Annotated in this window: 6 protein-coding genes and 1 tRNA gene; 4 read left to right on the top strand and 3 right to left on the bottom strand. The window is 68.8% G+C overall.

Features of this window, described 5'->3' with window-relative positions; all coding sequences use genetic code 11:
- The coding region (locus ACYVE7_RS26685) for an SseB family protein (protein WP_460368307.1) at window positions 1-490 on the bottom strand (490 nt) is incomplete at its 3' end.
- A gap of 170 nt (window positions 491-660) precedes the next feature.
- On the opposite strand from ACYVE7_RS26685, the gene ACYVE7_RS26680 reads away from it, so the two are divergent.
- Both ACYVE7_RS26680 and ACYVE7_RS26675 read left to right on the top strand, forming a co-directional pair.
- Window positions 661-1,008 carry a hypothetical protein gene (locus tag ACYVE7_RS26680; RefSeq protein WP_460368305.1) on the top strand — a complete coding sequence of 116 codons (348 nt, stop codon included), beginning with the start codon at window positions 661-663 and terminating at the stop codon, window positions 1,006-1,008.
- 115 nt (window positions 1,009-1,123) lie between these two features.
- On the top strand, window positions 1,124-1,603 hold the full coding sequence (locus ACYVE7_RS26675) for a GNAT family N-acetyltransferase (RefSeq protein WP_460368303.1): 480 nt from the start codon (window positions 1,124-1,126) through the stop codon (window positions 1,601-1,603).
- A gap of 77 nt (window positions 1,604-1,680) precedes the next feature.
- Here ACYVE7_RS26675 and ACYVE7_RS26670 read toward each other — a convergent pair whose 3' ends face one another.
- On the bottom strand, window positions 1,681-3,894 hold the full coding sequence (locus ACYVE7_RS26670; RefSeq protein ID WP_460368301.1) for a transglycosylase domain-containing protein: 2,214 nt from the start codon (window positions 3,892-3,894) through the stop codon (window positions 1,681-1,683).
- Window positions 3,895-4,190: 296 nt separating this feature from the next.
- Window positions 4,191-5,282 (bottom strand): FKBP-type peptidyl-prolyl cis-trans isomerase, encoded by a 1,092-nt coding sequence (locus tag ACYVE7_RS26665; protein ID WP_460368299.1) that lies wholly within the window; start codon window positions 5,280-5,282, stop codon window positions 4,191-4,193.
- A gap of 205 nt (window positions 5,283-5,487) precedes the next feature.
- Between ACYVE7_RS26665 and ACYVE7_RS26660 the strand changes: the two genes are divergently transcribed.
- Window positions 5,488-5,561 (top strand) — tRNA-Arg (locus ACYVE7_RS26660).
- 128 nt (window positions 5,562-5,689) lie between these two features.
- The coding region (locus tag ACYVE7_RS26655) for a bifunctional transcriptional activator/DNA repair enzyme AdaA (protein WP_460368297.1) at window positions 5,690-6,616 on the top strand (927 nt) is incomplete at its 3' end.

The raw sequence follows: 6,616 nt of genomic DNA, 5'->3' as shown, positions 1-6,616 counted from the left end.
TGCCCGGGGCCGGGGGGAGGTAGGAGTTGTGGGGCTCGGGAGGGGGGGCGGGGGGAAGGATCCGGGCGGGGAGGCCGAGGAGGGCGGGGCGGGGGTCGCCGCCGCCGCGGAGCTGGTGCAGGAACCAGGAGGGCAGGAGCGCCTGGAGAGGGTGGCCCAGATCGACGGCCAGCCACCAGTCCGGTTCGGGCCAGGCGGCGGCGAGGTCGGCGAAGCGCAGGCGGAGCGAGTGCCGGAAGGCGGGGCCCAGGCAGGAGCGCATCGTGTCGGTCGACGTGTAGACCAGCACATGGGTGCGGGTGTCGAACTCGCGTGTCGGCCAGCTCGGCTGGGCCGTGTTGGCCAGCACCTGCTCCGCCGTCTCGGGCGCGAGCGGGACCACCAGCTCGGCTGCGGCGAGCGCCCGGAAGTAGTCCTCCGGGTCACCGGCTATCAGCGCGTCGGCCAGACGTCGCTCCAGCTCGGTCACGGGCTGCCATTCCTCGGCCACGTTCAGCACTCCTCGGACGGGCTACGGACCTGTCTACGCTACATGTCGGAAGTGTCAGTTACATGCGTCCGCCGACGGTGCGCAATCATGGGACCCCAACGGAGTACTTCCCGGGAGGTTCCATGCACGCGGGTAGGACGGCACCGGCTTGGACGGTACGGCTCTCGGTCGTGATTGTCGCAGCGTCCCTGTCCGGTTGTGGCGTCATCGGCGGCATGACCGGCAACAAGGCGGAGGTCTGCGACCGGGCGAATGAGGCGTTCACCACGTTCGGCGGGCAGCTCGCGACGCTCCCGCCCACCGAGAACGCCGCCTGGACGAAGGCCGCCGACGACTTCGCCACCACCCTCGACTCCCTGGCCGCCACCGCAGAGGACTCCACCCTCAAATCGACGCTCGCCGACTTCGCCTCCGCCTGGCGCCAGGCCGCCCCGCCCCTGACCGCCACCGGCGACGTCACCCAGCTCACCACGCTCCTCAAATCCCAGCCCTCCTCCCTGGGCACCACCTGCTCCTGACACCCACGAAGCTACCCACCCCCACTGACACTTCGCCCCCACGCCCGAAACGCCCCGATCCACATCCAGACAATCCCTGACGTAACCCTCCGAGGCCCGCTGGGACGATGCTGCGATGAGCAGCCCCGGATACCGCGTCCGCCGCGCGTCCGCCTCGGATCTGGACGCCGTCCGAACGGTCCTGTCCGAGAACCGGCCCGTCCGCCCGCCCCGGCCCGAGCCCCCACGGGAGCCCTCGACCGAAGAGATCGCGACGTGGGAACGTATGGCGGCCACCCCGGGTCTGACCGTCTACCTGGCCGAGTCCGGCGGTGAGCCGGTCGGGACCGCCAGCATGACGCTGCTGCCGCACCTCACCTACGGTTGCCGCCCGAGCGCCCTCATCGAAGCCGTCGTCGTCACCTACGCCCACCGGCGGCTCGGCGTCGCCACCCGGCTTCTCTCACGGGCGCTCGACGACGCCCGGGCGGCGTCCTGCTTCAAGATCCAGCTCCTATCCCACAAACGGCACGCGGACGACGGAGCGCACGGCCTCTACCGTTCCCTCGGCTTCGCTCCGGAGGCCGAAGGCTTCCGCCTCTATCTCGACCGATGACCGCGAGCCGCCAGGACCGCTTCTCAGCCCCCAGAAACGCGGCCGGCCCCCTCCGAAGCGGAGAGGGCCGGGCAGGCTCAGGTGGGTGAGTCCTCGCGGGGCAGGGCGGGTTGTGGTGGAACCTCCTGGTTGCGTTGGGGCTGCGGGTCGGCGCCGTCCTGCGGGTTCGGATCGGGCTGGTCGCCGTTGCCCGGGCCACCGTCGTTCGGGTCGGGCGGAAGCGACGGCTCCGGATCGGTGGACGGCTCCTGCGACGGCACGTCAGGCGTGGCGGGGACCGACGGGGGAGCGGTGGACGGCGCCTGGCTGGGCTGCTCCGTCGGCCGGTCGGACGGCCGGTCGTTCTGCCCGTCGTCGCCGTAGTAGCCCGAGTACACGCTCTCGGACGGCTCCGGGAAGTCCACGACCGGAAGATCCTTGACGGCGTCCGACATGTAGTCGCGCCAGATCGTCGCCGGGGCCGCACCGCCGTAGGACGAGTAGCCGGGGATCACCAGCGGCTTGAGCCTGTACTTGGGCTTGCCGTGGAAGATGTTCACCGCGGTGGCGATCTGCGGAACGTAGCCGTTGTACCAAATGCTCGAGCCGAACTCGGCGGTGCCGGTCTTGCCCGCGGACTCGCGGTCGTCGAGCTGCGCCCGGGAACCGGTGCCGCTCTCGACGACCTTGCTCATCGCGTAGGTGGCGTCGCCCGCGACCTCTTCGCTGACGGCTCGGACGCCCTTCTCGACGATCTTCTTCTTCTTGTTGTTCCGGTCCGTGATCTCCTTGATCACGTGCGGCTTGTAGTACACGCCGCCGTTGGCGAAGGTCGCGTAGCCGGCGGCCTGCTGGACCGTGGTGAGTGACGCGGTGCCGAGCGGGTAGGAGCAGGTCTGGTTGAGCTTGGTGCCGGCCGTGTCGACCGGCGCCGTCAGCTCCTCAGCGGGCAGTCCGAACTTCTCTGCGACCTCGGTGACGGTGTCGGCGCCGATGTCCTGGTTGAGCCGGGCGAACGCCGTGTTCGACGATTTGGCCGTCGCCCGTACCAGATTGATCTCGCCGAGCGAACCCTCGCTACCGTCGTTGTTGATCGGCTTGGGGACGCCCTTGCAGTAGAACGGCTGGTTGCCGCTGATGGTGTCCGTCAGCTTCATGCCGTTGTCGAGGGCGGCGGCCAGCACGTACGGCTTGAAGCCGGAACCGGCCTGGTTCTTCTCACTGAAGGAGTTGCTGAACTGCTTCTTCAGATAGTCGCGCCCGCCGTAGAAGCCGATGACTTCGCCGTTGGAGGTGTCGACGGAGACCAGGCCGACCTCCTGCTCCTTCGGCATGTTCCTGGTGACGTTCTCGACGGCCCGCTGCGCCGCCTCCATCTTGGCCTTCTGGTAGGTCGTGGTGACCTTGAGCCCGCCCAGCGCGATCGTCTCGTCGCTGTACCCGCGCCGCCGCAGCTCGTTGTTGGCGGCGACGACCATGTAGCCGTTCTGCCCGCCGTAGATGTTCTTGAGATCCTGCTTCTTGATCTTGGGGAACTTGGTCTTCGCGGCCTCGTCGGCGGTGACGTTCCCGGCGGCGACCATGCCGTTCAGCACGTACTGCCAGCGCTCCTGCGCCGACGCCCTGGTCTTGGCGTTGACGTTCTGGTAGACGCTCGGCTGCTGGATCGCGGCCGCGAGGAAGGCGCTCTCGGACGCGGTGAGGCTCTTGGCGTCCTTCTTGAAGTAGGCCTGCGACGCGGCCTGGATGCCGTAGGAGTCACGTCCGAAGTAGATCGTGTTCAGATACTGCTCCATGATCCAGTCCTTGTCCTTGGACTGGCCGACCTTCAAGGAGACCATGACCTCCTTGAGCTTGCGGGTGACGGACCGCTCCTGGCTGAGGCCCCGGTAGTAGTTCCGGACCATCTGCTGGGTGATCGTCGACCCGCCCTGCACCTGGCCGCCGGAGACGGTCGACCAGAACGCGCGGAGGGTGCCGGAGAAGGAGACTCCGGGGTCGGAGTAGAAGCTGCGGTTCTCGGCGGAGATCACGGCCTGCTGCATGTACTTCGACACCTGGGCGAGCTTCACCGGCTGGCGATTGGTGCCCACCTCCGCGATGACGGTCTTGCCGTCCGCGTAGTAGTAGGTGTTGAGCTGCTTGCGCGCGTCGAACTGGGCGCCGTCCGGCACCGGTGTCAACACGTAGGCGATCGCGAAACCGATGACGCCGACACCCAGGAAGCCGAGGACCCCGTAGGCGGCCCGGCGGAGGACGCGGTTCTTGCGCCCGCCGGTCGGCTTGGCGTCGGCCTCAGTATTCTCGCTCAAAGTGCCCCCGTTACCTTTCCGTGACACTTGACCCTACCTGAGGGTCGGCACACATCTGCCAGCTTTGGAAGGGCTTTGGAGCGTGCGACAGTGCGCCCCTACACAGACGTCCGAACCGAGCGGAAAGTTGCCCTCGACGCCGGATCCGGTCGACATCACCGAGATGGGCGGCCGGATACCAGACTGCTCCCTCCGGGGCCCGCAGTCCATCAGGGACACGCCGACGGGTGCGCCGCACATGCCGCGGGGGCGGCCGATCCCGCTGGATCGGCCGCCCCCGGGCGGAAGCGAGGCGGTCAGGCCGCGGCGAGGACGTCCACGACGAACACCAGCGTGTCGGTGCCCTTGATCTTGGCGCCGGCGTTGCCTTCCTTGCCGTAGCCGAGGTCCGGCGGGATCACGATCATCACGCGGCTGCCGGCCTTGACGCCGACGAGCGCCTGGTCCCAGCCCTTGACGACCTTGCCGGTGCCGATCTCGAACGGCGCCGGGGACTTGCGGTCCCAGCTCGAGTCGAACTTGGAGTTGTCGCGCCAGATGTGGCCCTCGTAGTTCGCGACCACGGTCTGCGCGGTCTTGACCTCCGCGCCGGTGCCCTGGATCAGGGTCTTGACGACGAGTTCCTTGGGAGCGTCCTTGCCCTTGGGGATCTCGAAGCCGGGGGCCTCGCCGTCCTTCTTCGGGTCGGTGATCGTCGGCAGGTTCGCGTCGTTCACCGGGGTGATCTTGCCCTTGACGGGGTTGTCCTTGGCGAGCACGTCGACCACGAAGACGAGGTTGTCGGTCGCCTTCAGGCCCATCTGCTGGGACGCCTGCGGGTCGAGGCCCTTGCCGTCCATGGTCACCAGGAAGCGCTCACCGACCCGGACGCTGTTCAGCACCGAGTCCAGAGCCTTGAGCCCGGTCTCCTCGCCGATCTTCACGGGCGTGAACGGCATCCCGGTCTGCTGGTTGACTTCCTTGTACTTGCCCTGGGGCTCGGACTTCTTGGCGCCCGTCCACTTGTAGGACGAGAAACCGAGGTAGGCCGTCTCGCCCTTGGGCAGGACGTCGCCGGTGCCTGCGATCAGCACCTTGGACGTGGTGCCCTTGAACGGCGCGATCTCCGGGAACGTGACCTTCGGCTCGGCACCGAAAGCACCCGTCACCTTGAAGCTCTCGCTCGGCCTGGTCAGGGCGTACGCGGTGTAGCCCGCGCCGCTCAGCACCGCGGCGACCAGCACGAAGATCGTCGAGTTGACGATCCGTTTCTTGCGCAGATCGGCCTTGTTGGCGGGCCGCTTCAGGGAGCCTTTGCCCCGGTTGATGCCATGCGGAGTGAAGTCCGTCCGGCTGATGTCCCGCGCGCTCGGCAGCTTCACGCTGGGCGTCTTCTCGTTCTCCGACATGGTCCTCTGGTTTCCGGTTCGACGGCATCTAAGGCAAGGCGGTGCGGGGTCACTCTCGCACCTGACCCCTAAGAAGGCAGTGAAATCGCCCCCAAAATACCGGAGGCCCCGTACCGGTGCGAGCACTGGACGCCACCGGCGAACCAGCCCCATATCGTGCTGTGCGAGCCCGGCGTTGTGCCTTACACTCGGGGCCGCGACAGATGCGCCCATAGCTCAGCTGGATAGAGCAACGGACTTCTAATCCGTCGGCCGGGGGTTCGAATCCCTCTGGGCGCGCCGCTTCCGGGCCCCTGCGACCGTTGTAACGGCGCAGGGGCCTCATTCGTTCCCAGGGGCCTCTGATCTTTGATCGTGGTGTCCGAAAACCGCCAGTGGCACTCGGTGGGGGAGCGCAGACTGGAGGGGTGAGAGACGAGGAGAGCTGCTACCAGGCCGTCCGCAGCCGGGACGGCCGGTTCGACGGCGCGTTCTTCACCGGCGTCGTGACGACCGGGATCTACTGCCGTCCGTCCTGCCCCGCGACCACGCCCAAACGGGAGAACGTCCGGTTCTACCCCAGCGCGGCGGCCGCGCAGGGGGCCGGGCTGCGCGCCTGCAAACGGTGCAGGCCCGACGCGGTCCCGGGGTCGGCGGAGTGGCATTTCCGGGGCGACGTCGTGGCCAGGGCGATGCGGCTGATCGGCGACGGGGTGATCGACAGGGAGGGGGTCGGGGGGCTGGCGGCACGGCTGGGGTTCAGCGCGCGGCAGGTCCAGCGGCAGCTCACGGCGGAGGTCGGGGCCGGTCCGGTGGCCCTCGCCAGGGCGCAGCGCGCGCATTCGGCGCGGGTGCTGCTGCAGACGACGGCGCTGCCGGTGACGGACGTCGCGTTCGCCGCGGGGTTCGCGAGCGTCCGGCAGTTCAACGAGACGATCAGGGAGATCTACGCGCTGACCCCCAGCGAGGTGCGGCGGACCGGCGGACCGGCCCTGAGCGCCGAGGCGGGCGTGCCGCTGCGGCTCGCCTACCGGGGCGCCTACGCGGCCAGGGAGATCTTCGACTTTCTGGCGCGGCGTGCCCTGACCGGGGTCGAGGAGGTCGTCGGCGAGCCCGGCGCACGGACCTACCGGCGGACGCTGCGGCTGCCGCACGGCGCCGGGTTCGCCGCCGTCCACGAGGACCACGGCGGCAGGGGCTGGCTCGACTGCACCCTCCAGCTCGCCGACCTCAAGGATCTGACGGCCGCGACCCAGCGGATCAGGAGCCTGTTCGACCTCGACGCCGACCCGGACGCCGTCGCCGAGCATTTCGCGCCGGATCCGGTGCTCGGGCCGCTGGCCGCGGCAGCCCCC

Source organism: Actinocorallia lasiicapitis (assembly GCF_054778695.1).
The sequence above is the reverse complement of the archived record's forward strand: the minus strand, read 5'-3'. Positions and strand labels throughout refer to the sequence as shown.